This window comes from Flavisolibacter tropicus (assembly GCF_001644645.1).
Taxonomy (GTDB): Bacteria; Bacteroidota; Bacteroidia; order Chitinophagales; family Chitinophagaceae; genus Flavisolibacter; species Flavisolibacter tropicus.
Window position 1 is genome coordinate 341,152 of the sequence record NZ_CP011390.1, and the last position, 25,072, is coordinate 366,223.

Sequence of the window (25,072 nt, forward strand, 5' to 3'; positions counted from 1 at the left end):
TCCACATTCCTGATCTGTTTCTCTTACTCTTTTCTACATTATTTTACTTAATTGCCCTGCTCCCCAAAAAAAGCGGCCTTCTTTTTGTAATGGTGTGGAAAAGAGTTCATATATGAAAAAACTAACCTTGTTATTAGGCGCGGCTTTATTAACCTGTACCACCATCTTTGCGCAATCAACACCAAAATTATTTATTAAGGCTGGTGCTAATCTGGCTGATCTAAAATTAGAAGGAGTAGACAATAGTGCTACAGATATGAGGATAGGCTTTCATGGAGGCTTAGGTGCTCATTTTCACCTGGCTCCAGAGTGGGCATTACAGCCAGAGTTATTATACTCTCAAGAAGGCGCTAAGATTGAAAATGATAAAGTAAAACTGGACTATATCAATATACCACTTATGCTTCAGTATATGTTTGATAATGGCTTCAGAGTAGAGGCAGGTCCACAATTTGGATTTTTGGTAAATTCAAAATATGAGTTTGAAAATGGTAGTGAAAGAAATCTGGATGAACAATATAAGACTCCTAATGTTGGGATGGGCTTTGGAGTGAATTATCTTTCTTATTCAGGATTGGGTGTTGGTGCCCGTTATAACTTAGGCTTAAGCAATATTGGAGAAGGATCAACTGATATTAAAACACGCACTTTGCAGTTAAGTTTATTCTACATGTTAGATCCTCGGCATAAGGCGAAATCAAGATAACATAAATTAAATAGTTCACAGTTTATTCACGGCCGCAAATTTTGCGGCCTTCTTTTTGTAAATAAACACGTAACGAAAAATTTATAGTGATATGAAAAAGATTAGTTTGTTTGCATTAGCGGTTGCTGCAGGATTTTCGGGTATGGCTCAAAGTCAGGATATAAAGCTTAGAACGGAAATGTCAGTTCAAACACGTTTTGGTTTACGCGGAGGCGTTAGTCTATCAGCTTTAGAATTAGATGACGAATATAACGGTACTACATACGACATGTCAAAGAAAACCACATTTCATGCGGGCGCTTTTGTAAATATTCCGGTAAGTAGTATGTTTCGCGTTCAGCCTGAAATCAGCTATTATGGTGGCGGTAGTAAAGTTCATGGAAACTTAATTTCAAATCCGCTGACTACTTCTGGTACTGGAAATTATGAACTTGATTTTCACTATATAGGTCTTCCTGTAATGTTTCAATTGCAAACACCAGGTGGCTTTTTTGTAGAAGCTGGTCCACAGGGGGCATTCTTAATTAAGGGTGAAGAGGAAGTTACTAATGGAGCTAAAACCGATTTAAAAGAAAAAAAGCTGGTTAGAAAGCTGGATTTTGGCGCAGCTGGAGGTATTGGTTATCTTTCTAGAATTGGATTAGGTGTCAATGCTCGTTATTATCATGGTCTGTCTAATGTATTTAACAGTGATAATGCCCCTGAAGGCACAGGAGATAGAGAAATTAGTACCAGAAGCGTACAACTTGGATTAGTTTATCATTTTGGTGCGAATAAATAAAGAGATCTTTATTTGTCTTGGGCCGGTTTTATACCGGCCTTTTTCATGTTTACATATACTATAGCTTAAAGTTTTACTTTTATAGCAAAATTGTTCCGTTGAAAACAGTCCTGACGCAGCAGCAAATATCATTGACCATTAAACGCCTGGCTAATCAACTATTAGAAAATCATGTGGATTTTCAGAATACCGTTTTAATTGGTATTCAACCAAGAGGTATTGCGCTGTCTGACCGAATTGTAGAGGAGTTGAAGAAAGAACCATTGCTCAATCTACTTTACGGTAAGCTGGATATTACATTTTATAGAGATGATCTGAGAAATGGGATTCATGTTCCCAATCATACCGATATTCCTTTTTCTGTAGAAGGTAAAAACGTTGTTCTGCTTGATGATGTTTTATATACAGGTAGGACAATTAGAGCTGCATTGGATGCTTTAATGGACTTTGGAAGACCAAACAAAGTTGAATTACTGGTTCTGATCGACCGCCGTTATAGTCGTCAATTGCCTATTCAGCCAGATTATGTAGGTAAATCTATTGACTCCATAATTTCTCAAAAGGTAAAAGTGCTTTGGAAAGAAAAAGAGGGAAGAGACGAAGTGGTTTTGCTGGACGATAATTAAATAGGCTTGTACACTGTGGATTTAACTGAATTTGAGCTTTAAAATAGTTATAACAGGCGCTTAATCATTTCTTTTTAATCAACTTATTGGTTTACCCTATCTTTGATTTTTAATGACACTGTCCTCAAAACATCTGCTGGGTATAAAGGATCTTACGCCTCAGGATATTTCCCTAATTCTACAAACAGCCCAGCAATTCAAAGAAGTTTTACAGCGGCCCATTAAAAAGGTGCCTTCTTTACGTGATATAACGATTGTAAACCTTTTTTACGAAAATTCTACTCGTACGCGTATATCCTTTGAGTTAGCTGAAAAGCGTTTATCAGCTGATACGATCAATTTTAGCGCTTCCGGATCGTCGGTATCCAAGGGGGAAACCTTATTAGATACAGTGAACAATATCCTATCTATGAAAGTGGATATGGTGGTGATGCGTCATAGTGCTAGCGGTGCACCTCATTTCTTAGCAAAGCATATTCCGGCAGCCATTATTAACGCTGGCGATGGCATCAATGAACATCCTACCCAGGCCTTATTGGATGCCTTATCTATGCAGGAGCAACATGGCACGTTAGAGGGCTTAAAAGTGGCTCTAATTGGGGATATAATGCACAGTAGAGTGGCGCAGAGTAATATCTACCTGTTGAAGAAAATGGGAGCTGAGGTGATTGTTTGTGGCCCACCAACCTTAATTCCCAAATACATTACAGAAGCTCTAGGTGTGCCTGTTGAATACAATCTTAGAAAAGCGCTTGAATGGTGTGATGTAGCCAATGTGTTGCGCATTCAGCTGGAACGTCAAAACCAGGTCTTATTTTCTTCTTTAAGAGAGTATAATCTGGTATATGGAATCAATAAGAAATTGTTGAATAGTCTTTCTAAAAAGGTTACAATCATGCATCCTGGGCCTATTAATCGCGGTGTAGAGTTAGATAGCGACGTAGCAGATAGTGATCAGTCTATCATACTACAGCAGGTCGAAAATGGCGTAGCTGTACGTATGGCTGCACTTTATCTTTTATCTAATCGCGCAAACGCATAAGGTATTTGTCAATTCTGTTGATTAAAAATCTCAAACATTAAATCCTTCATATCAAATTCCTGAAATGAAAACCTGTTTATTCCCTGGCACATTTGATCCCGTTACATTTGGTCATATTGATATCGTAAATAGGGCTTTGTCGTTGTTTGATAAGGTTTATGTAGGTATTGGTGTTAATGTCAATAAACAGCCTATGTTTACGGCCGAACAGCGCAGCCACTGGTTTAAGGAGATTTTCAAAGATGAGCCTAAGGTAGATGTAGTGGTTTATGAGGGACTTACAGTAGATTGCTGCAAACGAATTAATGCTAATTATATTCTCAGGGGAATCCGTTATGTCAGTGATTTTGAGTACGAGAAGGCGATTGCAGATATGAACCGCAGCCTGGATGGAAATATAGAAACCATTTTCCTGACCTGTTTGCCCCAGTATACTTCTGTAGCTTCCACTTTGGTTAGGGATGTAATACGCAATGGCGGAGATGTTACACAATTCATTCCGCCAGTGGTGCATGGATCTATAAAACAAATGACTTTCTAAGCCTTATAAGTGCGCTAAATAGGCTTCCAGTACATCTTTTACTGACGGCTGCATATTGTCAAAATAATTGATAATAAAGCTCTTAGGAACCCAACGACATTCTTCAATATCTTCATCAGTTTGGGGATGTAAGTCCTGTTTTTCGGCCTTCATATAATACCAAAACGTTTCTTTTAAAATGTCTTGACCGTGTTCCTGGTAAGTATGATAGGTCCTTTGAATAAAGCTTTCTAAGGCTACATTTTGTATTCCGGTTTCTTCTTCTACTTCTCTTACGGCGCAGGCCTCTAGCTCTTCCCCGTCATCTAATTTCCCTTTAGGTAAATCCCATTTACCTTTTCTGAAAATTAAAAGTACTTCCTCATTTGGGGTATAGGCCAATCCGCCTGCAGCTTGTATAACTGTAAAGTCTGCCTTTAACTGTTCAATTTCCTGATCTACATTTTCGGTTATTAGAACGAGTTGTTGATCATTTTGACTGAGATCCTTAAGTGCAGATTGTATCCTTGCTTTATTGGCGTTTTCAATGATTTTACTATTGGTAGATTGCTTTTTGGAAGACGTAATGATTAGTGGAATGGTTGAGAAGTAAATCTTTTGCATGCACAAAAATACTTTCATCTGTAATAGAATACCTTCGCATTATGACAGATGCAACTATTAGTGCTGAGAAGCTATTGCAGGCGCAAGCCGTTCGCTTAAGCCCAGAGCAACCCTTTACTTGGGCAAGTGGCTGGAAAAGCCCTATTTATTGCGATAACCGCAAGCTTTTATCACATCCTTTTATTCGGGAATACATAAAAAGCGAACTCTCAAATACCATATTTGAGAAGTTTCCAGATGCAGAATTAATAGCAGGGGTGGCTACTGCAGGTATTGCCTGGGGAGCCTTAATTGCTGATCAATTGAAACTGCCTTTCATCTATGTTCGCCCTAAGCCCAAAGAGCATGGTTTAGGAAATCAAATAGAAGGGGATTATACAGCAGGCCAAAAAACGGTAGTAGTAGAAGATCTGATTTCTACTGGAAAAAGTAGCTTGCAAGTGGTTGACGTATTAAAAAATAGCGGCCTTGAATTAGCTGGTATGGTCTCTATATTCAACTACGGATTTGATGCTGCTAAAGAAGCATTTGACAAGGCCCAGGTTAACGTTTATTCCCTGACTAACTATCCTACACTGTTAGAATTAGCTCTTAAAAAAGGAATCATTAAGGCTGAACATCAGGAGGTTTTGTTAAAGTGGCAAAATGATCCGGCTAACTGGACTGGAGTTTATTAAATTCGATAAAATATCATTCTTTATGAAGAAATTCTTGCTATCTCTTCTAACGATTATCCTGCTTTATGGTGCAGCTTCTGCACAAACAAAAGCTGTTCAAACGGCTAAGATCAGTACGCCAACGATTCAGTGCGATATGTGTAAATCAAAGATTGAAACGTATTTAAAACGTTATGATGGTATCAGTTCAATCAATGTGAATGTGAAAAAGAAAGAAGTGACTGTTAAGTACATTACTGACCGTATTAATGAAGAGGAAATTAAAACCGCCATAGCCAATGCGGGCTATGATGCCGGTGATATTCCTGCCAATGAAGATTCTTACAAACGCTTACCCAAGTGCTGCAAAAAGCCTGAAGACGGCGGTGGAATGAAGAAAGAATAACCGATCTTATCTATAGCAATTTATAAACCTAACCCAGCTGCGGCTGGGTTTTTTAATAGGGTTGAATCAAGCCTATGTCGGCCGGAATAATTTATATCCTTAGTTATATAAACGCCGGCTTTCCCCACCTTAATATTTCCATTTGCCCGCAATAATATCTCTCTATTTAATAAATCTTTCCGGTTCAATTTGAGGGCACTGGCTATATCTATTTTCCCTTCTAGTGGAATTATGAACTCTGCATTTTTGGAAACTTCTGTTGTTTGCGGTTGGATGAACTTGCCTAAATAGATAGAATCTACATACACATCTAACGCTGTCTCTTTGGCAGTAAGGCCAAATGAATTGGGGTTATAACAAACTACATTGAAGCCAATATCAGCATTTATAAAGTTGATTTTTCGTATTCCAAAATCTTCCAATCTTCTAAACTGAGGATCTTTTATATCGGTGCAGGAGCTCAGGAAGGCTAATAGGAGGGCGATTAGGAGGCTGTAAATCTTCATGAACATTTTATTGCAAAAATCATGCATCGTCCAAATTTGGGCATTTTAATATTGCACAATTTACAGCTAATATATTTAGTAAATAGCTAACTCCATACTTATATTATAATATCTAATAATTGTAGCTTTAAAATAATGTCATAAACTATTAAAAAACAATATATTATGCTATATCAAATCAATTAAATATATAAACTAATATGGTGGTATTATTACAACAAATCAATATATTTTAATTATAGTTACCATTTTAAATAAATATGTTGTAAATGATTCATTATCAGCTGTGAAACAATTTTAAATCTAAATATTATTCAATTAAACTCACATATTATAAAAATGGGTAAATAATGGATATTCACAAATGCATATTTTGCTCTTCATCCGAGCATTGTTAATTGTAGAGCTGCTAATTGCTGCTAATAGTATACAAAAATTGCATAGGTACATCTGGTCTGCATTATTGTATTTTAGGTTCATTTTGTCACTAGTGAACCTTTTGATTATGTATTTAGAATGTCTTTATAATTCATGAATTTTATCATAGACATTGTGGCATAGTTTATTTCAAAATATTATTTATTGGCTGCTATTTCGGATGTAATTAATATGGATTCTGTTTGTTATGTAGGTGTAGGTTATTGTAATGATTGTTTGGGTATTAGGTTTTTTGTGTCAAGAGTTTATTATAATAATGTGCCTCAATGCCTTGAGTTATTCTTTCAAAGTGATGAAAAACTGGGTTGATATATTTTTAAAATGTTTAAGGTCTTTTATTGCATGGTTGGCCCTGTATCCTTAATCGACAGTTTTGATTATTAGGTGATTCTTATGCGGATTTTTAATTAAGTTATTGTGCCATATCTTATGTTATTTAATTCAAAACTTAGCCTAAGATGGTCCAAGATTTTAGTTTTAGCGGCAGACTATTTTAAAAGAGGTGATGGCTCTTAGGTTTGCTTGAGTTGTGGAGATGCAGTTTATGATTGGGTGCCGGAGTTACGGTTAAATGCTCTTGGAAAGTATGGTGGTTGAATGGTTCCTATATGGAGTATTTTTGAAATCTGGCTTAAGCGGTAAGTTAGATTTAGGAATTAAAAAAGCCTGGAAATTGAAAGCAATCTACTTTCAATTTCCAGGCTTTTTCCTTAAGGTATATTTCAACTTTTACAGACGTACTACAGTTTTCTTAATTCGTATTTTTTGTAATTCATCAAGACGTTTTTGTACATCAGCCTTTGCTTTTTCTATTTGTTTAATAGATTCATCAGGCATAATAACGGCTAATTTGCGATACTCTGCTGCTTTTATCTTATGCAGTTCTGCCATTGTTTTTGAGCAAACTTCTTCGGCACTATCAATTTTGGCAATGGCAATAGACTGAGCTAAGTTCTCATTTACTTCATCCCAGTTGATCTCTTCATATTTAGTTTTTAAACCCTTCTCTACGTTGTCCCAATTGATCTTTTTGATCTCTGCCAGGTACTGTTCTTTAGCTATTGCTTTTTCTTTAACAGTCATCCCATCCCCAATAGATTTTTCAACTTCCAGCCATTTCATTTCTAAAATTCTACGACTGTCTTGCACTGTTTTTTCCACTTGTTCTTTTTGCTCTTTATCCAGAGACATGTCTACATTGTCCAGTGCTACTCGTATAAATGCAGGATCGTTTTGGTTGACTACTGGTATAGCGTTTTCGGGAGCGTCAGGTAGAGTATGTTCAACTGGTTCTTGATCTTTTGTAATTACATTTTGAGCTGCAATTATTTTCGGAGTTATTGATTTATCTGTTGTTTCGGGATTGGTTTTAGCCAGGTTCGTAGTTTCATCTTTGTTTACAAAGAAGGCAAATGGTTCTGACATATCCTGGAAAGGCAGTGCTACCAGGTTGTCTTTTCCGGCAATTAAAATGGAATTAATTACGAATAGAAGAAGCATAACAGCAAAAGCACCAGAGAAATGATAAGTATTAAAAGAAGCCTTCTTTTTAATGCCTACAATCTTTTCGATACGGCTTAAAAGGTAGTTTTTATTAGCGGCAGCCATAGCAAATTGTGGAATCTGTTGTGCGCTTTTTTCCAGTTCAAGGAGGGCTGATGCATAGCTAAGTTTGTCATATTCAAATTGTAAAACCAGTTCATCGCAGCAATTTTCTCTTTCCACTTCAGCCCTTTTGATAAACAGTTTAACAAAGGGATTAAAGTAGAGCACTGTTTGTATAAGACTCAGAAATAAGTTAATAATGTAATCCTGGCGTCTAATGTGAGACAGCTCATGTAGCAATATTGCCTCCAGTTGATCTACGCTCAAGTTATTAATGGATGCAATAGGAATTAAGATGAACGGCTTCAGAAAGCCAATGGTCATTGGAGAAGAAACTAGCGCAGATAAATATACTTTAACCGGTTTTTTTATGCCCAAATGACTGGAAATACGCTGCGCGAACAAGCGGTAGCGATAGGGAGCCTTACTTACACCAACAGTTTTAATTTGCTTCAAAAAGATCCAGTTGCGAATAATTTTTACAGTAGGAACAATCAGAAGCAATAGGTAGGTAATAGAGGCGCAGGAAAGCACAATAGACAGCTCATTTGTAGATAATTCTACCGAGACTTTGGAGAGAGCTGTCTTGTTAAATCCGTTTTTAAAATAAGTACTGAAGCTTAGCAAAAACCACACAAACCCTACAAACACATTGCTTACAGCCAAGAGGTATTTTTGATTACTGGTGAGTTTTGCAAAATGGGTCAGCAATTGAAAAATGCACCATAGCAGCGCCATTTGCCAAAAACTGTTTAAGGTAGCCCAGCCCAATGCTTGCAAAAAATGCGAGCTGCTCCAGTCTGCCATATTACTGTTTTTTCATTTTATCTAATAGGTTTTGAATTTGTGCTAACTCATCAGGGCTGGCTTTATGTTCCCCTAAGGCCTGAAGAACCAGTTGGGTAGAAGAGCCGCCAAAAAGGTTGGAGATCATCTTGCTCAGCATATGTTTTTGCGTCTTTTCCTTGTTTACAGCTGGCTGGTACACGTGTGTACGCATAGACTCGTCTCTTTTTACTAAGCCTTTTTCATTCATAATTTGCATCAGCTTCAAAGTGGTGGTATAGCCTACCTCTTTAGTCTTTGCCAATTCTTCATGTACTTCACGCACAGTAGCTAAACCGCGCGACCACAGTATCTGAAGAATTTCCAGCTCGCTCTCTGTAGGTTTTACTTGTTTTGAAATTGCCATATTACTTAGTTTTCTGTGACGAATATACGACCAATTTCGTATAACAAATAGTTTGACTGAAAAATTTTGATGAGTGGTTATCCGCATAACCTTCTATATATTATTATATACAAAAGGTTCTTTTGATTACGCATCACTTTGCAAAAAGTTACAGATTGGCACTGTTTTCTTGGCGTCTTTCAAAAAGAGAAAATGAGACCAGTAGCAGCACTTGAAGGCGGATTAGCAGGCGCTTTTGCCCTGACAGCAGTTCACCAATTGGTTAAAAGGGCCATTCCTCAGGCCCCTCGTTTGGACCTGTTAGGTATGGCGGCATTGTCCAAATTGCTAAAGAGCGTTGGTAAAAATCCGCCACGAGAGCAATCGCTCTATTACATTACCATGGCCGGAGATATTGTCAGCAATAGCTTGTATTATTCCCTGGCAGGAGTTGGCAAAAAGAAGAACTCCCTTTTACGAGGCTCTGTTTTAGGTTTAGCGGCAGGTCTAGGGGCCATTTTTCTGCCTGAACCTCTTGGTCTAAATGCTTCTTATAGCAAACGTACAGTGCCTACTCAAATAATGACTATAGCCTGGTATACGCTGGGAGGCTTTGTTTCTGCACTGATAATGAAGAAGTTAGAGTCAAGGAGGGAAGCTAAAGATGATGGTATGGTTGAAAAAGCTGCCTTACATTAGCAGGTAAGTGGTTACTGGCTTTTCTATGAACAGACTATTTATATTACTCTGTTATTCCGAAATGTCCCATATATAAGCTGTATATAATCCACATATAAGCCGTATATAAGCCGCCTCTATATAAAGACGGCTTATATACAGGATAAATAGAATTGGTATAAGGGAAAAAGATAATAAATGGCAGGATAAAGTAGGGGTGGCATTATACCTTATAAACAAAGAATGTATAAAATGCTTCCCAAGGGTATATAAATGAGCTAGAGATTCTATTTCAAAATGTACCTGAGGAATGAGGAAAATAAATTAAGTATATGTTTTTACAAGGGGAAGGCATTTTCTCGTAGGTTTGCGCCTTCTTTATGCAACCTATTCAGGACATATTTCCGTTATTAAATGAACCTAAACAGATAGCTATTACCATGCATCAGAAACCTGATGCAGATGCTATGGGTTCTACTTTAGGCCTCTATCACTTTTTAAAGCAGTTAGGCCATACCGTACAAGTTATTTCGCCTACTAACTGGGCCCGTTGGTTGAATTGGATGGAAGGTGTAGGTGAGGTGCTGGATTACGAGTTACATAAGACAAAGGCTGATGCTTATTTGGATAACACGGACTGGCTGTTTTGCCTGGACTTTAACCGGTTTGACCGGACCAAATCAATGGCACCCAAAATTGCCAGTCTTGAATGCACAAAGATCCTGATTGATCATCACCAAGAGCCGGATGTGGCATCCTTTCAATACGGTATTTACAATACAGCAAAGAGCTCAACCTGCGAAATGGTGTATGATTTCATTGTACAATCAGGTTATCGCGATAAGATTAACCTGTTTGTAAGCGAATGTCTATACGCCGGAGTGGTAGCCGATACAGGTTCTTTCCGCTTCTCTTCAACCCATGCTACTGTGCACCATATGGTGGCTTACCTAAAAGAGCAGGGATTAGAGCACACCAAAGTGCATGAAGCGCTTTATGATAACTTCTTAGAGAATCGCTTACGTTTTCTTGGGCATGTATTAAGCAATAGGATGGAAGTTTTCTACGAGCTTAATACAGCGCTGATCAGCATTCCTAAAACAGACCTGTTGAAGTATGATATTAAAACGGGCGATACCGAAGGTTTAGTTAATTATCCGCTTTCTATACAAGGCATTAAGCTGGTAGGCTTAGTTATTGATCGCGACGAGGAGCGAAAATGGTCCTTTAGAAGTAAAGGCAATTTTGATTGTAATACCTTTGCCCGTCAATACTTTAGTGGAGGAGGGCATTTCAATGCTTCTGGCGGTAGAGATGGCGAATCGTTACCGGAAACTGTACGTAAGTTTAAAAACGCAATCAACGAAAACAAAACTCTTTTACAATAAAACAACCGAATGAAACTTTCTAATCTTTTTTGGGCAGCAAGTGTGTGCGTAATTGCCGCAAGCTGTGACAGTCAGAATTTCAAAAAAACCAAAGGTGGCATGCCTTACAAGCTATATGCAAGTAAGACTGGTACCCAAATAGCTCCAGGTAAGTTTGTAAAGATGCACATTGAACAAAAGATCAAAGACAGTGTGCTTTTCACTTCTTATAATAGCCTGCCAGTTTATTTCCCTGTACAAGCGGGTACGCAACCATATGATATTTCTGAAGTATTTCTTACACTGAAAGAAGGTGATAGTGTGTATGCTGAGCAAATGATGGATACTTTCATTAAGAAGAATCCAATGATTTTGCAGCAAACAAAGTTCAAAAATGGCGACAAGATCACTACAAAACTTAAAATAATCAAGGTTTTCAATACAGCTGAAGAATCTCGTAAAGACGAAGAGAACGAGCGTTTGGCCTATGTGAAGAAGGAAGAAGTAGATGTAAAGAACTATCTGTCTAAAAACAATATAAACAATACGCAAAGAACCAACTCTGGAGCTTATGTTCAGGTATTGAATGCGGGTAATGCACCGCAGGCAGATTCTGGTAAATATGTAACGGTTATGTATAAAGGTCAAACCTTTGCAGGTAAAGTGTTTGATTCAAATATGGTACCGACATTTGGACATACAGAACCTATGGGCTTCACTATAGGTGTTGGACAAATGATTAAAGGTTTTGATGAAGGTGTGCGTTTATTAGGGAAAGGTGGAAAAGCTAAAATGTTTATTCCTTCTATGTTGGCTTATGGTCCTCAGCCACCATCTCCAGACATTAAGCCATTTGAGAACCTGATTTTTGATGTAGAAGTGGTTGATATTTTAGACAAAGCGCCAGCACAGCCGACTATGCCTCAGCAGCCTCAAAATATTGATGCGCCTCAACCGCGTCAATAGTTAGAGTGTAACATATTCAGTAACTTTAAAGCCCCTATTTAAGGGGCTTTTTTAGTTCGTATTTACGAACCGGTCTCGTTTTTATTCCAATAGTCCTAAAGCCAAATCTTCGTTCCCTCGTAAATCTATCCCGCCGTACCATTCTATTTATCAATTAAGTTCATACCCTTTTTTAAACACAGTATTATATCTATCACAATCCAAATAGCATATAATTGTGTGTAAGATGAAGCGTGTAAAAGGAGTGGCTTAAATAGCAACTCCTTTTTCTTTTTGGTAGGTAGTAACCAGCTTTATGGCCTGCATGGCTTCTTTTACATCATGTACGCGCAGAATATGGGCTCCATTCAACAAGCTAATGGTATTTAATACAATAGTACCATTGAGTGCTTCTTCGGCCGTAATTTTTAATGTTTTATAGATGGTTCCTTTTCGGGAAAGGCCAACCAGCAAAGGCTTTTGAAGGTTTTGAAAATAGGAAAGCTCATGTAGTAGCTGAAAATTGTGTGCGATGGTTTTTCCAAAGCCAAAGCCGGGATCTACAATGATATCGTTAATCCCCATTCTAATAAGTTCCTTTAATTGCCTGTTCAGTGCATCAAACACATCCAGCACTACATTATTATACGTAGGATTCGCTTGCATGGTTTGAGGGTCGCCCTGCATATGCATTAGCACATAAGGTACTTGCAGACGAGCCACAGTAGGTAATAAATTGTTATCAATTGTGCCTGCACTTACATCATTAATAATATGAGCGCCGGCTCTAATAGCGGCCTCGGCTACAGAAGCATAAAAAGTGTCAATAGAAAGAACGGCATCTGGAAAAGAAGCGTGTATGGCTTCAATGGCAGGAAGCACTCTATTTAATTCTTCTGTTGCGGCTACCCGCTCGCTGCCTGGGCGTGTACTTTGGCCTCCTATATCTAATATAGTGGCACCATCTTGCAACATTTGGCCTGCGGTTTCCAAAATTGCATCCAAATGATTTTTGCGGCTATTAGAATAAAATGAATCAGGCGTAGTATTGATAATGCCCATCACTACTGGTGTTTCAAAGTTTAACAGCCGGCCCTTGCAATTGATTGATAACATTTAATCTACTTTATTACTTTTGGAGCTAATGTAGCCAAACTTAATTGATTACGAATGCAAACAGTAGCAGTGAAAAATACTATACAGCAGTACGATGAAGTGATTCAGCAATGTCAAGATATATTCTCTAAAAAAACGAAGGATTATGGTACAGCATGGCGGGTATTACGCACCATTTCTATAGTTGACCAGATCTACATCAAGGCGCAGCGTATCCGTACTATCCAGGAAAAAGGTACGCAACGCATAGGAGACGATATTACCTCTGAATTCATTGGTATTCTTAATTATGCAGTTATTGGGCTTATACAGCTGGAATTGACAGAACAAGATCCAGAGGAGCTGGATGTAGATAAAACCGTTGAATTATATGCTACTAATATAGCTACGGCAAAAGCATTGATGCTAAATAAAAATCATGATTATGGCGAGGCCTGGCGTAGTATGAGCCAGGAAAGCTTTGCCGACCTTATTTTAATGAAGTTGCAGCGCATACGTCAAATACTGGCCAACAAGGGCAAAACATTGATTAGTGAAGGTATTGATGCCAACTATCACGATATTATCAACTATGCAGCTTTTGCGTTAATATTAATAAACGAAGGCAAACATTAATATATGAGAACAGCCATAACGGTTATTCGCTTTTTGGTTGGTATTTTATTTATCCTTTCCGGATTGATAAAAGCTAATGATCCATTAGGACTTAGCTATAAAATGCAGGAGTTCTTTGAAGTCTGGAATACCTCTTTGGGTGCGAATTCCCTGTTGGCCTCTCTATTTACTTATTTACATGAACATTCGTTGGCTTTGTCGGTATTTATGATTGCTCTGGAGATTATGACCGGCGTAGCACTATTAATAGGTTGGCAAAAGAAGCTGGTCTTAAATACTCTATTCGTTCTTATTGTTTTCTTTACTTTCCTTACGGCCTATGCGTTTTGGTCTGGCAAGTTTAAAAACTGTGGCTGTTTTGGTGATTGTTTGCCTATATCTCCATTAACATCCTTTATTAAAGATGTGGCTTTGCTCGCCATGATTGTACTATTGCTGGCCGGGCAACGTTTTATTACCCCAATTACCAGTAAGCGAAATATAAATATTGCGTTAGCGACTAGCTTATTTATAACTATTGGGCTGCAGTGGTATGTATTGAATTATTTGCCTTTGACCGATTGTTTGCCTTTCAAGAAGAACAACAATATAGCGGAGCAAATGAAGATTCCGGCCAACGCTATACAAGACAGCTTTGCCATGAAGTTCATTTATGAAAAGGATGGAAAACGTTTTGAGTTTGCTCCAGAGGAATTGCCCGCTGATTTAGGAAATTATAAGTTCGTTGATCGAATTCAAAAACTGATACGCAAAGGCAATGCAGAACCACCCATTAAAGGGTTTACACTCAATGGTATTAGTGGTACTGACTCTACGGCCGCTATTTTAAACCAGGATAAGAATATATTGGTAATAGGGGAGCACATAAGATCTGAATCGTGGATCAGTGAATTAAAAGAACTTCAGGCTATAACACAAAAGAAGAATATTCCTATATATATTGTAACTCCTGACCCGCAGTCAGCCGTTAAAGTACTGCAGGAAAACGGGTTAAGTAATATCTCTGTCTTTAGTTGTGATAATACGGCCGTTCGTACTGCAGCCCGTACTAACCCTACAGCCTATTTGCTGCAAAAGGGTACAGTGATCGATAAAAGAAGTTTTCGGCAGATAGATCAGCTAATTGCCATTTTATAAACTCAATAGCGTAATTTTCCAACGTGCTAAGCTTTATCCTTAAAAAACTGCTTTATGGTTTACTAGTGCTGGTAGGTGTTACAGTACTGGTTTTTGTTCTTTTTCAAGGTTTTGGAGATCCGTCGCGTTTGGTGATGGGGCAAACAGGAAGTAAGGCTACGCAAGAAAATATTCGAAAAGAGCTCTACCTTGACCAGCCTAAATACAAGCAATTCTTACTATATCTCAATGATGTCTCACCTCTAGGTTTTCATACAGCTGAAGAAATCAAAAGCAAAGAGCTGAAAGGCTTTTTTATTGGCGGTGAGAGAAAGGTTGGATTAAAATTACCCTATCTACGTAAGTCTTACCAAACCAAAAAGGCGGTTAGTGATGTTCTGCTAGAGGCACTGCCAGGTACGTTATTATTAGCTTTAGCCGCTATGCTTATTGCTGTACTGATTGGTATACCCTTAGGTGTAGTAGCTGCCGTAAAGCAAAATACCTGGTTAGATACCTCCGCCGTGTTTACCAGTATAGTTGGCATTTCTGCTCCATCTTTTTTTATGGGGATTATTATAGCTTACCTGTTTGGATTTGTTTGGAGTGAATGGACGGGGCTGCACATTACCGGTAGTTGGTTTGATATGGACCTGACAACAGGCGAGAAGCGTTTAACCTTACAAAACCTTATTCTACCTGCCATTACATTAGGTATCCGTCCGCTGGCTATAATTACGCAGCTTACCCGTAGTGCTATGTTGGATGTGTTGGATCAGGATTTCATCCGGACAGCTTATGCTAAGGGCTTGAGCAGGCGTGTGGTAATCTGGAAACATGCCCTTCGTAATGCACTAAACCCTGTGATTACTGCTGTAACTGGTTGGTTTGCTGAACTACTGGCAGGGGCCTTCTTTATTGAATACATCTTTGGGTGGAAAGGTATAGGGAAAGTTACGGTAGACGCCTTGGAAAAGCTGGACTTTCCTGTGGTGATGGGGTCTGTTCTGATCTCTGCTACCTTTTTTATCCTGGTAAACATCCTTGCCGATATATTATATGGGATAGTAGACCCCAGGGTAAGAATTTAGAACCTTTTTTCCTTGCTGTTTGATTTTTCCACATACGGTAAAAGGTCTCTCTGCAATATTGGCTTTAATATATAAGTTGATAAAAATCATATAGAAAACAAACAGTTTAAGTCTTGTCTCCAATCTAAAATGGTGTATCTTTAGTTGAACCCATCCAGTACCCGCCTATTCAAAACCTTAAATCAGAATTTTATGGAAAGAGTAGCCGATGTATTACGAGCCAAGTACCCCCAGTTTAATACCATTGGTCCCAATCGCTCCATTCATGATGCATTACATCAAATGCACTGTGAGAATGTGGATCATCTTATCGTTTTGGATGATGAACGTTTTGTAGGACTTCTGACGGAACATGGTATCACAGAAAAAATAATCTACAGATCCAGGGATCTAGATACGGCAACCGTTAAAGAATTCATGACCACCTATTTACCTGTAGCTACATTCAATGATTCATTAGAACAATGTATGCAGTTAATGGAGCGTCATAATACACGTTTTATAGCTGTATATGATCGATTTGACTTCATGGGAGTTGTTTCTTCACATGATTTGATGAAGCAAGCATTGAATAAGCGTAAGGCTACATTTGAAGAGCAAGAAGAGCAATATCCCTGGGACTATTGAATAACTACTTCTTTAATTTCTTTTTTTCCTAAAGCTTCGTTTACGCGAAGCTTTATTGTTTCTTTCTGGTAAAGTAATTCTTGTTTTAAGGGGGCTACATTAGTAGTAATAAACAAAGTGCCATTGATGATATGGATGCGCTCTGTGTATTTGGCAATGGTTTTACCCATTAGCTGGGCCCATACTTGTTCTATTTGTAATGCTTGAATATCGCCGCGAATACGGCTGCTTTTTAAAAACTCCTGAATTGCTGCTCCCAAAGAGTACTGTGCCATGGCTCAAAACTACACTAAAGCTCTATCAATTGGTAGGGTGTGGATAGTTTTTCCAATTGTTTCTTGAGCCGTTCTCCATTGGTATCGGTAATAAAGATCTGTGCATCTTCATCTGCGGCTACCCGTTGTAAGAGGTTGCTGATACGTTCTTCATCCAACTTCTCAAAAACATCGTCCAGTAACAGAAAAGGCGAGAGGTGCTTTTCTGCTTTCAATACTTCCATTTCTGCCAGCTTTAATGCAAAGAGCAAGCTTTTGCGCTGCCCTTGAGACGCCACACTTTTGAAAGGTTGCTGTCCCATATTAAAGACCAGATCGTCGCGGTGTATACCACTTGAAGTACGTTGTATTACTAAATCGCGTTGTCGGTTGAATTGAAGCAAAGTAGCCATTGAGTGCTCATGCAGTTCGCTTTCATAGATAAGATTGATTGGCTCGTAATGTTGTGCGATGTCGTTGTAAAGCTGTTTAACATCTGGGAGAAACTTCAGTAAAAAAGTACTCCGTTTTTTATAGATAGCATCACCTTCAACAGACAACTGTTCATCCAATACATCCAAGATGGAAAGATCCCTGCTACCAAACCCTTCCTGGTAGGCCTTTAAAAATGAGTTGCGTTGCTGCAAGATCTTTGTGTAGTTTATCAAACTTTGCAGGTAAGCCGCATCTAATTGCGAAAGCAATGTATCAATGAATTTACGCCGTTCTTCGCTTCCTCCTAATATCAGTTGAATATCATCGGGAGCTATTACTACACAGGGGTAGCGGCCTATGTGCTTTGAGAAGCGCGTATAAAATTCATCGTTTACTGAAAACTCTTTGCGTCCATTTTCCCGAAGTACGCACACTGCTTTCTCTTCATGTCCACGCACTGTAAAGTGTCCTTCTAAGCGGAAGCCCTGATGGCCATGTTGAGTAATCAAGCTATCCAAACGGGTAAAGTAACTTTTGGTAAAGCAGAGGTAGTGAATAGCATCCAAGAGGTTGGTCTTTCCCTTGCCGTTCTTTCCCCAAATACCTATAATACGTTCTGAAAACTGGAATTCCTCGTGGAAGTAGTTCTTGAATTGAAAAAGTGATATGGAGTGAATGGTTAACCGCAATATTTAAAGGGTTCAGGGCTCAATTTTACTACTTTTTATAACGTCATCAGCAATAAAGACTCTACAAAATGATGTTTAAGTAACAGTAGTTGTCATAATTGACTTTGAAAGCCGCTTACTATCTGAATTCCAAAGGATTCTCTGTAACTTTAAGTAAGATCTTTTCATCACCTTTAAACTTAGCTATATGAACATCCTTCAACGCATGGAGCTTTGGGGAGATCGCCATCACCCCAAATGGCTGGACATTATACGTATAGCATTAGGTATTTTCCTCTTTATTAAAGGCATTGAGTTTTACAACAATTTAGGTTCTATGATGAGTATGATGGAAAATCAAGTTCCATTTGGGTCACTAGTGCTGATATTTATGGCTCACTATGTCATCTTTGCGCATATTGTAGGTGGGCTGTTTTTGGCGTTCGGTATTTTTACACGTGTCGCTTGCATCGCACAAATTCCTGTGTTGTTAGGAGCAATTATTTTTATTAATTCAAAGGGTGAAATGTTTCGGCCATTTTCAGAGCTGATACTTTCTGTTTTAGTTTTATTACTGTTGATATTCTTTCTAGTTGTAGGTAATGGACCTTGGTCTGCAGAGCACTACTTTGATGAAAAGAAGGCTGAAAGTCAAGGTACAGTGTAAAGTTCACCAATTATAAATTGTAAGTGATGGTTCTTTAAAACGGAGCTATCTAATGAAGTATTGTTAATTACTTGAATACACTTCTTTTAAAAACCAAGGGTTACAAGGTGTTATTTGTACTTACTCGCTCTATAACGATTTCGGTAGTGTATTAATTAGCTCTTATACTGATGTATTGAGATTGTCGCTGTGCAATTTTCCTTTTTAATTCTTTTGCAGCTTCAGTATATCCTCCATCTGCTCCATCTAAAAAGTGAATATGTTTGTCTTTGTAATTTTCAATATAGCAGGTAATTACACTTTCTCTATTGCTATAATGACCAAATAGTAGCTGGCCAGCATTTTCTTGTTCTGTTAGATAGTTTAAGAATTGGGAGTGTTGTTGTGGGGTGCCTGAAATTATTGTGTTAATACGTCCATCTATTAGAAGTGAGTCGGAGTGGGAGATAATTTGTTCAATATAACGCTGTGCGTCAAACTTTGGGGATTTAATGTGAAATTTAAATACAAACCATCCAAAGAGATTTTTGAGAAAAGAATTTAAGAAATAAGTGATTTTCCATTTACCGTATTTGGCCAACATTTCTTTCTTCAGTCTGGAGAAGCTTAATAAAAGTTTTAGCCGTTCAATAGATAATGGATGCCTATGATTGATATCGCCAAAAACATTATCAATTTGAGATAATGCATTGCGGAAGATACTTAACTGGTTTACTAGTTGTGGTGAATCAATCAAATAGCAAACAACTTCATGTTCTGCGACAGGTGGTTTTACGCGATCCCAGCGGCATTCCAGACCTGTTAGATTTAATTGACTTGGGCGATCTTCATTTAATGATGAGCTAATATTAGCTGCATACTTTATTTGCTTTTCAGCGTATTGCATTCCATTACCAATAATAAGTGCCTTATTTAGAAAGTTATCTACTTTAAGTTTAGTGATTTTTATATGATATCCTGCATTTAGTACTTCTTGGATTGACATGAAGCCAATATGCATTTCTAATCCAAAGTATTTCTGGCTATTTTGGTTATGCAGAGCTAATCCAGCAAGCACTTCCATTAAAATGGGTTGCGGTACAAGTAGTGAACCTCCGTCACCTCCAAAAAAGAAAGGGACCTCTATATTCCGCTTCTTGCAAATATTGAGGGCTGCAATCAAGCTGCCGGCAGCTACCAGGTTCACATCATTGTGGCGTCCATTATTTATGGCAGCTGTTGAGTTCTTTATATCTGCAATGATTATGTGCCAGCTAGGTGGAATCTGAGAGAAGTTGTGATCGTATAAAATGTCGGTTATAGGCAGTTGTAAGGGCGGGAGATCTTTATAGAAGTTTATATCATTCATAACTCCTGATTTATGAAGGTTTCCGCTCCTTAAATTTAAGGAAAGTCTAATGCATTCATCTTATTAGGAAAGTGTTTTCTGATAAAAATGGTTCCCTTTTACAAGGGATTGAATAGTAAACTACCAGAAAAAGCAAAAAAATCGTAAATCTGCATTCTTAACATCAAAATCGTACTATGCCTTCTTTTGACATTGTAAGTAAAGTAGAACTGCAAGTCCTTGACAATGCGGTAAACGTAACAAAGAAAGAAATTGAAAATCGCTTTGATTTTAAAGGCTCTCATGTCGTTATTGATCTGGATAAAAAAGAATATCTGATTAAAGTTGAAACGGATAGCGAAATGCAAATGAAGCAATTGACCGATGTGCTGCTAAGCCGTTCTATGAAGCAGGGTATAGCTCCTGAGGCTTTTGATTTCTCAAAGGAGCCCCATCAAAGCGGAAAAGTGGTTAAAAAGGATGTGCCCGTGCGCAATGGACTAAAACAGGAAGATGCCAAAAAGGTAGTGAAGCTCATAAAAGACTCAGGTTTAAAGGTACAGGTGCAGATAATGGATGATTTAGTGCGTGTTACAGGGAAGAAAATAGATGATTTACAGGAAGTTATACAACTTTGTAAGAACAGTAACCTAGGTATTCCTTTCCAATATGTAAATATGCGGAGCTAAAAATTAACAGAGTAAGCATTTGGGTGAAATGATAATTTGAATTACCTTTGCGCCTTTGTAAACACAAATAGCTGCCTCTAATAAATAGAATTATCATGAAAAAAGGTCTTCATCCTCAAAATTACCGTTACGTAGTGTTTAAAGATATGAGTAACGGCCATAGCTTTTTGAGCCGCTCTACGGCTGCCACTAAAGAAACCGTGAAATGGGAAGATGGTAATGAATATCCGTTGATCAAATTGGAGATTTCTAATACCTCACATCCTTTCTTCACTGGTAAGAATATAATGGTAGATACAGCTGGTCGTATCGACAAGTTCAAGAAGAAATACGCAAAGAAATAATTACAGTTCGCTTTGTTCTGTTCATTATACTTATCCCGCCTTCAGCGGGATTTTTTATTTTTACCGGAATTGGTTGGATATGAACAAGATTGTCTTCACGGAAGAGTTCTGCAGTCCGGAAAATTTATTCCCTTTTACCCTTACCCGACAGATTCAAGATATACGAATAGGTGTTTTGACCATCCGTGAAAAATGGGAGCAGCTACTTGGTTTGCCCTCCTTTGATAAACAGGAAGATGACTATAAGGACCAGGAAAGAGCCCTGATTATTGATGATGCCATAAATGATGATATTCTTTATTTGATTCATGGAAATATTATCCCTACGCCCAAATTAGCCAAACAAGTAAAGAAGCTTAAGCCGGGGGAATTTATATCTGTACCCGGCCAAGCGGGTCTTGTTTATTGTATTTGCCGGGAGCAAATTGTTCATAAAGAAAGAATTCGGGTTGAAAAAGCCGTAAAGCTAACGGCTGAATATAAAGAGGTTAAATACCCTTGGGATATTTTTGGATTAAATGCGTGGGCTATCCAGCAAGATGTTGAATGGCTGAAAAAGAATAGAAAGCTTCAAGCGCCATCTGATACAAACAAGCTGATCAACGCTGAAGAAATCTACATTGAAAAAGGAGCTATTGTAGAGCATTGTTTTTTGAATGCCACTGATGGGCCTATCTATATTGGAAAAGGCGCAACGGTAATGGAAGGAGCTATGCTGCGTGGTCCTTTGGCTATAGGCGAAGGTGCCATAATAAAGATGGGATCAAAAATATATGGTGCTACTACTATTGGACCTTATTGCAGTGCAGGCGGAGAGATAAAGAATAGTGTGTTTTTTGGCTATTCAAATAAAGCTCATGACGGCTATTTAGGCGATGCGGTTATTGGGGAGTGGTGCAATATGGGCGCTGGTACGTCTTGTTCTAATGTAAAGAACAATGCCTCTACCATTGCGGTATATACACCAAACGGTCCAGTGCCGGTGGGTTTAAAATGCGGTGTTCTTATGGGGGATTATACCCGTACAGCTATCAATACTTCCATTAATTCCGGAACAGTGATAGGGGTGAGCTGCAATGTTTTTGGTAACGGTCTAACTCCAAAGTATATTCCGTCATTTTCCTGGGGAAGCGAAGGCATTAAGCGCTATGAACTGGATAGGGCGCTTGAACATATTGAAAACTGGAAAAAATTAAAGCAACAGACATTGACAACTGCGGAGTCTGTTATTCTAAAGCATATTTTTGACCACTATTAATCCATTTAATTAAATATACTCTCCATGCGTAAACAGATAGCTGCCGCCAACTGGAAAATGAATTTGACATATGATCAAGGTGAAGCACTTCTAAAAGAAATTATTGGCGCTGGTATTCAGCTGTCGTCTAATCAGCAGGCTTTATTTGCAGTTCCCTTTCCCTATTTAGCCATGGCTAAGGCTGCAGTAAAAGGACAAACTAATTTTGATATAGCCGCTCAGAATTGCTCTAATAAAAAGAGTGGCGCCTATACCGGAGAAGTTTCTGTTGAAATGCTACAGTCCATGGGTATTGGCTATTGTGTTATTGGTCACAGCGAACGGCGGGAATACTTTATGGAGAGTAATAAGGTATTGGCTGAAAAAGTAAATATCTGCCTGGAAAATAACATTACTCCGATCTTTTGTTGCGGCGAGGCATTACAGGTTAGAGAAGAAAGTGCCCAGAATGCTTTTGTGCAACAGCAATTGGAGGAATCCCTGTTTCATTTAACCCCAGACCAAGTACAGAAAGTGGTCATTGCCTACGAGCCTATTTGGGCAATTGGTACTGGAAAAACGGCATCGACCGAGCAAGCACAGGAAATGCATGCACATATACGCCAGGTTTTAGCTGGTAAATATGGAGAAGCAGTAGCTGGAAATATTTCCATTCTTTATGGCGGTAGCGTAAAAGCAAATAATGCAGCAGAACTTTTTGCCTGTCCAGACGTGGATGGCGGACTGGTAGGCGGGGCTTCGTTGTTGGCACAAGATTTTGTGCAGATAATTAAAGCTCTCAAGTCATCAAACTGACGCCAACATATAAAATGGTGATTACCCGTAAAAGTAGTTTGTTATTGAACTTGTTTAAGGTGCGGGTTATTATAGACGGGAGTAAGATTTACCAATTAGAAAAAGACAGTTCAATAGAGATTGGCAGTTTAAACAGCAGCTCTCGCATAGTAGTAACAAATGGTTTTCATCATAGTCCTTGCTTTGAGGTAAAGTACAATCAAAGGAAAGTGTGTTATTTTAATGTGGGTTGCGCTTTGGATGATAACCTGTTAGCTGCGGGAGGGCTGTTGCTTATATTACTATACCTGGCTGGATTGACATCTGGAATTCTTTTGCTAAAAGTTGTAAGTTTTTTGCCTATCATTTATTTTTTATACGTGTACTATGTTAACAGGAAGGAGTTTATCCAGCTTCGGTATAATAACCAACTAATGGGACCTATTAGATCTAAAGACTTCTAAAAATTATTGCTTCTTGGACATTCATCCCTTGATTTCTACTTAAAAGAGAAAACAATTAAATATACAATTGAAATTGGGCCTTGTCTTATGGTCAGTCGAATGGGTGAAAATTCTAAGTTTAATAATGAAATAATACATAGAAAGGTCGTTAAAAATGTGTATTTCAATAGTCCAATAAATCAGGCTTATTTAATTAAAGGTCATTTGTAGTTTTATATTTCGCTAATGGAGTGATTGATAATTTATATCCTTAAATAGATTCACCGACATACCAGTAATAAAGGGCCACCTCTTTTACAATACTATTGTAATTAGCTGTTTTTGAAGCGACTCAAAAGATAAAAATAGAAGAGCGTGAATGATGCTGAACTTCCAATTGCTGCTCCATAAATTGAATAGTGTGGGATGAGAACAAGATCTACAATTACCATCACTAGCAGAGCGTATAATGCTGCTTTAATGTTCTCGTTGTTTTTATTAATGCTTGAGAAGAAAGTATCAATAGGATAAGAGGCTGAAAAAAGTAAAACGCCAGGCATTAAGTAAATAAAGCTTAGATACATTTTATCGAATGTTGCTCCAAACACAAATGGAAATAGCCAATATCCTGTTAGGCAAAGAAAACAGCAAATTGTAAGACTTACCAGAAAGTATAAGCGACTAAGTTTGGTTACATTTTCCTTTAAAAGTGTATTGCTTGCACTTTGTTGAGTTAGAAGAGGAAGTAGCGTAAAGGAGGCAAGATTAGGTAGTAGTAAGATAAGTTGTACTATTTTGCCAGTTTGGATATAATTCCCTAAGTCTTTATTGTTGGTCAAATATCGTACTAGCCAAATATCGCCGCGTAGCAATAGATTAACGCCTAGATTAAAAAGAAAGATATTTAAGCTATAGGTCATAATCTCTTTCTTTAATCGAATAGGCCAAAGTTTAATTACTGTTTTCGTTTTAGATAATAGCGTTATAGTTAAAATAGTGCAGGTAAGGATTGAGGCTATAAAATAGGCGCTTAGGTATAAATGTAAAATATGCGTTTCACCACTGCCATTGAGTGTGTATAAGTAGCAAAGGAGTGAAATATTGCAAATGAATGGAATTAGGCAAGGAATAACAAGTTGGTTAGACGATACAAAAAGGGCGGTTATTAGTCCTGTTAGAATTGAGCTAAAGACAAAAAGAATTAAAAGAAGTGTGTTGTAATTATAATGGATTATATCAAATGAATAGCTGAAATAAAACAGTATTGAAAACAGAAGGGTGGTTATCAATGACCAATGTAGGGTAAGATTAAGCAACGTGCTTACTTTAAACTCTTTTTTAGCGTTAAAGTAGCTTAATGAAATATCCAATCCCATAGTCAGAAACTGAATGACAAAAGCAAGATTGTTAATAAGGTAAAAGAATGGGCCACTTTGAGAAGCACCTAAAATATTGGCCAGATAAATATTCAACAAAAAAGAAGAAATGTAGAAAGCTAATCTCCACACTACTCCCTTTAAGAATATATTTTTTAGATGCATAAATAGTGTTTCACCTTCTAAGTGATTTAATAGCTA

The 25,072-nt window shown here is 38.0% G+C and carries 29 protein-coding genes; 20 read left to right on the plus strand and 9 right to left on the minus strand.

What is annotated here, in order from left to right:
• Nucleotides 1-112 precede the first annotated feature (112 nt).
• The 5 genes from SY85_RS01340 to coaD all read left to right on the plus strand — a co-directional run bounded on the left by SY85_RS01340 (nt 113) and on the right by coaD (nt 3,696).
• Entirely contained in the window at nt 113-706 is a 594-nt protein-coding gene (locus SY85_RS01340) for a porin family protein (protein ID WP_066401427.1), read from the plus strand.
• A gap of 91 nt (nt 707-797) precedes the next feature.
• The gene (locus tag SY85_RS01345; RefSeq protein ID WP_066401428.1) at nt 798-1,487 is read left to right on the plus strand and encodes a porin family protein; all 690 of its coding nucleotides are present in this window, start codon (nt 798-800) and stop codon (nt 1,485-1,487) included.
• Between the two features lie 98 nt (nt 1,488-1,585).
• The gene (pyrR, locus tag SY85_RS01350) at nt 1,586-2,113 is read left to right on the plus strand and encodes a bifunctional pyr operon transcriptional regulator/uracil phosphoribosyltransferase PyrR (RefSeq protein WP_066409207.1); all 528 of its coding nucleotides are present in this window, start codon (nt 1,586-1,588) and stop codon (nt 2,111-2,113) included.
• Between the two features lie 112 nt (nt 2,114-2,225).
• Complete coding sequence (locus tag SY85_RS01355) at nt 2,226-3,155, plus strand: aspartate carbamoyltransferase catalytic subunit (RefSeq protein WP_066401429.1); 930 nt, start codon at nt 2,226-2,228, stop codon at nt 3,153-3,155.
• 64 nt (nt 3,156-3,219) lie between these two features.
• Entirely contained in the window at nt 3,220-3,696 is a 477-nt protein-coding gene (coaD, locus tag SY85_RS01360; RefSeq protein ID WP_066401430.1) for a pantetheine-phosphate adenylyltransferase, read from the plus strand.
• A 3-nt stretch (nt 3,697-3,699) separates the two neighbouring features.
• Here coaD and SY85_RS01365 read toward each other — a convergent pair whose 3' ends face one another.
• Entirely contained in the window at nt 3,700-4,299 is a 600-nt protein-coding gene (locus SY85_RS01365; RefSeq protein WP_066401431.1) for an NUDIX hydrolase, read from the minus strand.
• Between the two features lie 41 nt (nt 4,300-4,340).
• Here SY85_RS01365 and pyrE point away from each other — a divergent pair, with 41 nt between their 5' ends.
• Nucleotides 4,341-4,976, plus strand: a complete 636-nt coding sequence (gene pyrE / locus SY85_RS01370) for an orotate phosphoribosyltransferase (RefSeq protein WP_066401432.1) — start codon at nt 4,341-4,343, stop codon at nt 4,974-4,976.
• Nucleotides 4,977-4,998: 22 nt separating this feature from the next.
• Nucleotides 4,999-5,361, plus strand: a complete 363-nt coding sequence (locus SY85_RS01375) for a heavy-metal-associated domain-containing protein (protein ID WP_066401433.1) — start codon at nt 4,999-5,001, stop codon at nt 5,359-5,361.
• A 20-nt stretch (nt 5,362-5,381) separates the two neighbouring features.
• On the opposite strand, the gene SY85_RS01380 is transcribed toward SY85_RS01375, so the two are convergent.
• The 3 genes from SY85_RS01380 to SY85_RS01390 all read right to left on the minus strand — a co-directional run bounded on the left by SY85_RS01380 (nt 5,382) and on the right by SY85_RS01390 (nt 9,102).
• Nucleotides 5,382-5,867 (minus strand): LEA/WHy family protein, encoded by a 486-nt coding sequence (locus tag SY85_RS01380; RefSeq protein ID WP_148661096.1) that lies wholly within the window; start codon nt 5,865-5,867, stop codon nt 5,382-5,384.
• Between the two features lie 1,167 nt (nt 5,868-7,034).
• Complete coding sequence (locus SY85_RS01385) at nt 7,035-8,717, minus strand: M56 family metallopeptidase (RefSeq protein ID WP_066401435.1); 1,683 nt, start codon at nt 8,715-8,717, stop codon at nt 7,035-7,037.
• Between the two features lies 1 nt (nt 8,718).
• Complete coding sequence (locus SY85_RS01390) at nt 8,719-9,102, minus strand: BlaI/MecI/CopY family transcriptional regulator (RefSeq protein ID WP_066401436.1); 384 nt, start codon at nt 9,100-9,102, stop codon at nt 8,719-8,721.
• A gap of 192 nt (nt 9,103-9,294) precedes the next feature.
• Between SY85_RS01390 and SY85_RS01395 the strand changes: the two genes are divergently transcribed.
• From SY85_RS01395 to SY85_RS01405, 3 genes are all read left to right on the plus strand, one after another.
• Complete coding sequence (locus SY85_RS01395) at nt 9,295-9,780, plus strand: hypothetical protein (RefSeq protein WP_066401437.1); 486 nt, start codon at nt 9,295-9,297, stop codon at nt 9,778-9,780.
• Nucleotides 9,781-10,139: 359 nt separating this feature from the next.
• Nucleotides 10,140-11,147 carry a DHH family phosphoesterase gene (locus SY85_RS01400; RefSeq protein ID WP_066401438.1) on the plus strand — a complete coding sequence of 336 codons (1,008 nt, stop codon included), beginning with the start codon at nt 10,140-10,142 and terminating at the stop codon, nt 11,145-11,147.
• 9 nt (nt 11,148-11,156) lie between these two features.
• Complete coding sequence (locus SY85_RS01405) at nt 11,157-12,092, plus strand: FKBP-type peptidyl-prolyl cis-trans isomerase (protein WP_066401439.1); 936 nt, start codon at nt 11,157-11,159, stop codon at nt 12,090-12,092.
• Nucleotides 12,093-12,341: 249 nt separating this feature from the next.
• Here the strand turns inward: SY85_RS01405 and folP are convergent, their stop codons facing one another.
• Nucleotides 12,342-13,187, minus strand: a complete 846-nt coding sequence (folP, locus tag SY85_RS01410; protein ID WP_066401440.1) for a dihydropteroate synthase — start codon at nt 13,185-13,187, stop codon at nt 12,342-12,344.
• A 54-nt stretch (nt 13,188-13,241) separates the two neighbouring features.
• Between folP and SY85_RS01415 the strand changes: the two genes are divergently transcribed.
• From SY85_RS01415 to SY85_RS01430, 4 genes are all read left to right on the plus strand, one after another.
• The gene (locus SY85_RS01415) at nt 13,242-13,802 is read left to right on the plus strand and encodes a DUF1599 domain-containing protein (protein ID WP_066401441.1); all 561 of its coding nucleotides are present in this window, start codon (nt 13,242-13,244) and stop codon (nt 13,800-13,802) included.
• Nucleotides 13,803-13,805: 3 nt separating this feature from the next.
• On the plus strand, nt 13,806-14,939 hold the full coding sequence (locus SY85_RS01420) for a BT_3928 family protein (RefSeq protein WP_066401442.1): 1,134 nt from the start codon (nt 13,806-13,808) through the stop codon (nt 14,937-14,939).
• 23 nt (nt 14,940-14,962) lie between these two features.
• Nucleotides 14,963-16,009, plus strand: a complete 1,047-nt coding sequence (locus tag SY85_RS01425) for an ABC transporter permease (RefSeq protein ID WP_066401443.1) — start codon at nt 14,963-14,965, stop codon at nt 16,007-16,009.
• Nucleotides 16,010-16,201: 192 nt separating this feature from the next.
• Nucleotides 16,202-16,636 (plus strand): CBS domain-containing protein, encoded by a 435-nt coding sequence (locus tag SY85_RS01430; RefSeq protein WP_066401444.1) that lies wholly within the window; start codon nt 16,202-16,204, stop codon nt 16,634-16,636.
• Here SY85_RS01430 and SY85_RS01435 read toward each other — a convergent pair.
• Complete coding sequence (locus SY85_RS01435) at nt 16,630-16,911, minus strand: DciA family protein (protein WP_066401445.1); 282 nt, start codon at nt 16,909-16,911, stop codon at nt 16,630-16,632. The genes SY85_RS01430 and SY85_RS01435 overlap by 7 nt on opposite strands.
• Nucleotides 16,912-16,925: 14 nt before the next feature.
• Entirely contained in the window at nt 16,926-18,014 is a 1,089-nt protein-coding gene (recF, locus tag SY85_RS01440) for a DNA replication/repair protein RecF (RefSeq protein ID WP_066401446.1), read from the minus strand.
• A 187-nt stretch (nt 18,015-18,201) separates the two neighbouring features.
• Here recF and SY85_RS01445 point away from each other — a divergent pair, with 187 nt between their 5' ends.
• Complete coding sequence (locus tag SY85_RS01445) at nt 18,202-18,660, plus strand: DoxX family protein (protein ID WP_066401447.1); 459 nt, start codon at nt 18,202-18,204, stop codon at nt 18,658-18,660.
• Between the two features lie 151 nt (nt 18,661-18,811).
• On the opposite strand, the gene SY85_RS01450 is transcribed toward SY85_RS01445, so the two are convergent.
• Complete coding sequence (locus tag SY85_RS01450; RefSeq protein WP_066401448.1) at nt 18,812-20,008, minus strand: DUF3095 family protein; 1,197 nt, start codon at nt 20,006-20,008, stop codon at nt 18,812-18,814.
• 176 nt (nt 20,009-20,184) lie between these two features.
• Here SY85_RS01450 and SY85_RS01455 point away from each other — a divergent pair, with 176 nt between their 5' ends.
• From SY85_RS01455 to SY85_RS01475, 5 genes are all read left to right on the plus strand, one after another.
• A complete protein-coding gene (locus SY85_RS01455; protein WP_066401449.1) occupies nt 20,185-20,676 on the plus strand; it encodes a YajQ family cyclic di-GMP-binding protein in 492 nt (163 codons plus the stop codon).
• 95 nt (nt 20,677-20,771) lie between these two features.
• On the plus strand, nt 20,772-21,020 hold the full coding sequence (locus SY85_RS01460; protein ID WP_066401450.1) for a type B 50S ribosomal protein L31: 249 nt from the start codon (nt 20,772-20,774) through the stop codon (nt 21,018-21,020).
• Between the two features lie 79 nt (nt 21,021-21,099).
• Nucleotides 21,100-22,278, plus strand: coding sequence for a putative sugar nucleotidyl transferase (locus tag SY85_RS01465; protein WP_066401451.1), 1,179 nt, complete (start codon nt 21,100-21,102; stop codon nt 22,276-22,278).
• 24 nt (nt 22,279-22,302) lie between these two features.
• Nucleotides 22,303-23,073 carry a triose-phosphate isomerase gene (tpiA, locus tag SY85_RS01470; RefSeq protein ID WP_066401452.1) on the plus strand — a complete coding sequence of 257 codons (771 nt, stop codon included), beginning with the start codon at nt 22,303-22,305 and terminating at the stop codon, nt 23,071-23,073.
• Nucleotides 23,074-23,087: 14 nt separating this feature from the next.
• Nucleotides 23,088-23,516: a hypothetical protein gene (locus tag SY85_RS01475; protein WP_066401453.1), complete on the plus strand. Its 429-nt coding sequence runs from the start codon at nt 23,088-23,090 to the stop codon at nt 23,514-23,516.
• 311 nt (nt 23,517-23,827) lie between these two features.
• Here the strand turns inward: SY85_RS01475 and SY85_RS01480 are convergent, their stop codons facing one another.
• Nucleotides 23,828-25,036, minus strand: coding sequence for a lipopolysaccharide biosynthesis protein (locus SY85_RS01480; protein WP_066401454.1), 1,209 nt, complete (start codon nt 25,034-25,036; stop codon nt 23,828-23,830).
• Nucleotides 25,037-25,072 lie beyond the last annotated feature (36 nt).

Coding starts and splice junctions, on each gene's coding strand:
- SY85_RS01340 (WP_066401427.1), top strand. CDS start 113: ATGAAAAAACTAACCTTGTTATTAGGCGCGGCTTTATTAACCTGTACC.
- SY85_RS01345 (WP_066401428.1), top strand. CDS start 798: ATGAAAAAGATTAGTTTGTTTGCATTAGCGGTTGCTGCAGGATTTTCG.
- SY85_RS01355 (WP_066401429.1), top strand. CDS start 2,226: ATGACACTGTCCTCAAAACATCTGCTGGGTATAAAGGATCTTACGCCT.
- coaD (WP_066401430.1), top strand. CDS start 3,220: ATGAAAACCTGTTTATTCCCTGGCACATTTGATCCCGTTACATTTGGT.
- SY85_RS01365 (WP_066401431.1), bottom strand. CDS start 4,299: ATGCAAAAGATTTACTTCTCAACCATTCCACTAATCATTACGTCTTCC.
- pyrE (WP_066401432.1), top strand. CDS start 4,341: ATGACAGATGCAACTATTAGTGCTGAGAAGCTATTGCAGGCGCAAGCC.
- SY85_RS01375 (WP_066401433.1), top strand. CDS start 4,999: ATGAAGAAATTCTTGCTATCTCTTCTAACGATTATCCTGCTTTATGGT.
- SY85_RS01380 (WP_148661096.1), bottom strand. CDS start 5,867: ATGAAGATTTACAGCCTCCTAATCGCCCTCCTATTAGCCTTCCTGAGC.
- SY85_RS01385 (WP_066401435.1), bottom strand. CDS start 8,717: ATGGCAGACTGGAGCAGCTCGCATTTTTTGCAAGCATTGGGCTGGGCT.
- SY85_RS01390 (WP_066401436.1), bottom strand. CDS start 9,102: ATGGCAATTTCAAAACAAGTAAAACCTACAGAGAGCGAGCTGGAAATT.
- SY85_RS01395 (WP_066401437.1), top strand. CDS start 9,295: ATGAGACCAGTAGCAGCACTTGAAGGCGGATTAGCAGGCGCTTTTGCC.
- SY85_RS01400 (WP_066401438.1), top strand. CDS start 10,140: ATGCAACCTATTCAGGACATATTTCCGTTATTAAATGAACCTAAACAG.
- SY85_RS01405 (WP_066401439.1), top strand. CDS start 11,157: ATGAAACTTTCTAATCTTTTTTGGGCAGCAAGTGTGTGCGTAATTGCC.
- folP (WP_066401440.1), bottom strand. CDS start 13,187: ATGTTATCAATCAATTGCAAGGGCCGGCTGTTAAACTTTGAAACACCA.
- SY85_RS01415 (WP_066401441.1), top strand. CDS start 13,242: ATGCAAACAGTAGCAGTGAAAAATACTATACAGCAGTACGATGAAGTG.
- SY85_RS01420 (WP_066401442.1), top strand. CDS start 13,806: ATGAGAACAGCCATAACGGTTATTCGCTTTTTGGTTGGTATTTTATTT.
- SY85_RS01430 (WP_066401444.1), top strand. CDS start 16,202: ATGGAAAGAGTAGCCGATGTATTACGAGCCAAGTACCCCCAGTTTAAT.
- SY85_RS01435 (WP_066401445.1), bottom strand. CDS start 16,911: ATGGCACAGTACTCTTTGGGAGCAGCAATTCAGGAGTTTTTAAAAAGC.
- SY85_RS01445 (WP_066401447.1), top strand. CDS start 18,202: ATGAACATCCTTCAACGCATGGAGCTTTGGGGAGATCGCCATCACCCC.
- SY85_RS01450 (WP_066401448.1), bottom strand. CDS start 20,008: ATGAATGATATAAACTTCTATAAAGATCTCCCGCCCTTACAACTGCCT.
- SY85_RS01455 (WP_066401449.1), top strand. CDS start 20,185: ATGCCTTCTTTTGACATTGTAAGTAAAGTAGAACTGCAAGTCCTTGAC.
- SY85_RS01460 (WP_066401450.1), top strand. CDS start 20,772: ATGAAAAAAGGTCTTCATCCTCAAAATTACCGTTACGTAGTGTTTAAA.
- SY85_RS01465 (WP_066401451.1), top strand. CDS start 21,100: ATGAACAAGATTGTCTTCACGGAAGAGTTCTGCAGTCCGGAAAATTTA.
- tpiA (WP_066401452.1), top strand. CDS start 22,303: ATGCGTAAACAGATAGCTGCCGCCAACTGGAAAATGAATTTGACATAT.
- SY85_RS01475 (WP_066401453.1), top strand. CDS start 23,088: ATGGTGATTACCCGTAAAAGTAGTTTGTTATTGAACTTGTTTAAGGTG.
- SY85_RS01480 (WP_066401454.1), bottom strand. CDS start 25,036: ATGCATCTAAAAAATATATTCTTAAAGGGAGTAGTGTGGAGATTAGCT.